This window comes from Pedobacter sp. 01T416_2 (assembly GCF_056398925.1).
Genome location: NZ_JBFTQI010000786.1, coordinates 1 through 2653, shown reverse-complemented (window position 1 = coordinate 2653; position 2653 = coordinate 1). Strand labels below are relative to the sequence as shown.

Sequence of the window (2653 nt, the reverse complement as noted above, 5' to 3'; positions counted from 1 at the left end):
GTTTGACGGTTTTGCGCAGAGTTTCGTCTTCCTGGCGCATTTTGTCATTCTGAACGCAGTGAAGAATCTCCAAGACATAGAATGTGTTGTAAAATAAAAGCATCGAAAAAAAAGCAGAGGTATTTTAGCGGCAGAGCTAAAATGTAAGAGATTCTTCGTACCTCAGAATGACAGCATAAAAAAACACAGATTAATCATCAGAAAAAATCTGTGCTAATCTGTGTCTATCTATGGTAAAGCTATTTAAGAAAGCTCAAACTTATAACCTACCCCTTTTACGGTTGATACATAAGTTTCGCCTAATTTTTCCCTTAGTTTGCGGATGTGAACATCAATGGTTCTATTGGTTACTACTACCGAATCCTCCCAGATATTTTTAAGGATCGATTCGCGGGTATAAACTTTTCCTGGTTTTGATGCCAACAAGTATAAAAGTTCAAATTCTTTTTTTGCCAATACCACTTTATTACCGCCTTGAAAAACCAAATAGGCTTCACGATCGATTACTAAATCGCCAATTTCCAATTTGTTTTCAGATATTTCTTCTGTTCCTGTATTTCGTCTTAAAATTGCATTAATTCGGCTAACTAAAGCACGTGGTTTAATTGGTTTTGCGATATAATCATCAGCACCCACATTAAAACCTGCTATTTCTGAATACTCTTCACTTCTGGCGGTTAAGAAAACCATAAATGTATTCTTGAATTCGGGTATTGCACGCATTAAACGGCAAGCCTCAATTCCATCCATTTTAGGCATCATAATATCCAGAATAATCAAATCCGGATGCACCTTTTTCGCAACAGTAATTCCTTCTTGGCCATTGGTAGCTGTGAAAACCTGATAACCCTCTTTTTTAAGGTTATATTCAATAAGCTCCAGAATATCTGGTTCATCATCAACAATTAATATTTTCTGACCTGCGTTGTTCATAGTTAAATATTTGTTACGAAAGTAGTGTCTATGATGCAATATTTAGTTAAGCCTAAGTTAAGAAATTGTTAATTACTTAAATTAGTTTAACATGGATTTTGTTTTAAAGTAACGTTTTAGCTAAAAACGTTTCTAATTCGTCGCCACGCAGGTTTTTAGCAATTATTTTCCCAGAGGGATCAACTAAGTAAGAAGTTGGGATAGCCTGTACCTGGTATTTTTTTACGGTTGCTCCGTTAAAATCTTTTAATTCGGAAACGTGCGCCCAGGTTAATCCATCTGCTTTCACCGCACCTAACCATGCAGCCTTGTCGGTGTCTAACGAAATGCCGATGATATCAAAGTTCTTATTTTTATATTTATTGTAAACCTTAACCACGTTCGGATTTTCCTGACGGCAAGGCTGGCACCATGATGCCCAAAAATCAATCAGTACGTATTTTCCCTTATAGTCTGATAAACTTACAGGTTTGTCGTCAGCTGTATTAATGGTGAATGCCGGAGCAACCTGCCCTACCTGAACTGCTTTTAAAAGTGCCATCTGTTTTACAAAAGTATCAACTGTGGCATTGCCTTTAATTTCTTCTTTCACTTCATCCGCAAATTGTACCAGTTCTGCTTCAAATTCCTGCGGACTCAAAGTATTCATGGCATAGAAACTGGCAAGCGTACCTTTATTGTCTTTAGCAAATTTTATGATCTGCGTATTTAATTGATTGATATACGATTCGTACTGAGGTTTCATTGCTTCTAGCACAGCTGCCCTGTTTTGAGGTTGTGTTGCTACTTTTGCCTCGAAATCGGCCTGTAGTTTTTCTACCTGTTTGGCAAAGTTGTTTCTAATCGTATTTAGTTCTGATAATTTTTCTACCTCATTTGCCCCCGAAATTTTATATGCCATTGTTTTGTCGGCTAAATCAGCTTCTAATTTAATGTCGTCGCCATTTTTTGCAATTAACATAAACTCATGATTACCTACAGATACCCTAAAGAAATCAACCGATGGGGTTTTGCGGATGAATTTAAATTCACCTTTTTCTGATAGATTGGTAGAATCGATTGCAACCATATTGCTATTTTGCATCCCATATAAAAATACTTTCTTCTCCGTGCCTGGGTTTTGAAAAGTTCCGTCAATCGTAAAGCTATCTTTGGGTTTACATGCAGTGAAGGCAATCGCGATCAGCATAATCAGGCTTAATTGTTTTAATCTCATTATTTCAGTTTTTCAAGTATTAATTCATTTAATTTTTTAGCATCAGCTTTTCCTTTGGCTAATTTCATTACATCACCAACAAACAAACCTAAAACGCCCTTTTTGCCTTTCTTGTACGCTTCTACCTGTTGTGGGTATTTATTTAACACTTCATCAATAAAACTACTTAATTCGTCTCCGTTTTCAGAGATCAGTAAGTTTAATGACTGTGCCAAATCGGTAACTTTTGCATTTTCTTCCAGCTCAACAGCTGGTAATAATTGTTGAATGGCAATTTGCTGTGTGATTTTTTTATCATCAACCAGATTGATAGCTTCTGCCAGTTGTGCTGGATTGACTTTGAAATCAGAGATCGTAATCCCTTTTTCATTTAAAACAGCTCTAATCGGACCAATTAACCAATTAATTAAGCTTTTTTTATTGTGAACGACTGATTGTGCCTGGTTAAAGTAGTTTAACAGGTCTAAATCTTCGGCAAAAAGAGCCGCATCAGCTGCATCAGCT

Annotated in this window: 2 protein-coding genes and 1 pseudogene; all 3 read right to left on the bottom strand. The window is 36.4% G+C overall.

The window, feature by feature from the left end; translation table 11 throughout:
• Positions 1–243 precede the first annotated feature (243 nt).
• On the bottom strand, positions 244–933 hold the full coding sequence (locus AC1DPQ_RS24070; protein ID WP_055913791.1) for a response regulator transcription factor: 690 nt from the start codon (positions 931–933) through the stop codon (positions 244–246).
• Between the two features lie 103 nt (positions 934–1036).
• Entirely contained in the window at positions 1037–2149 is a 1113-nt protein-coding gene (locus tag AC1DPQ_RS24065; RefSeq protein WP_477611115.1) for a redoxin domain-containing protein, read from the bottom strand.
• Positions 2149–2653, bottom strand: a pseudogene (gene gatB / locus AC1DPQ_RS24060) (Asp-tRNA(Asn)/Glu-tRNA(Gln) amidotransferase subunit GatB); the annotation flags it as partial. The gene AC1DPQ_RS24065 and the pseudogene gatB, both read right to left, overlap by 1 nt.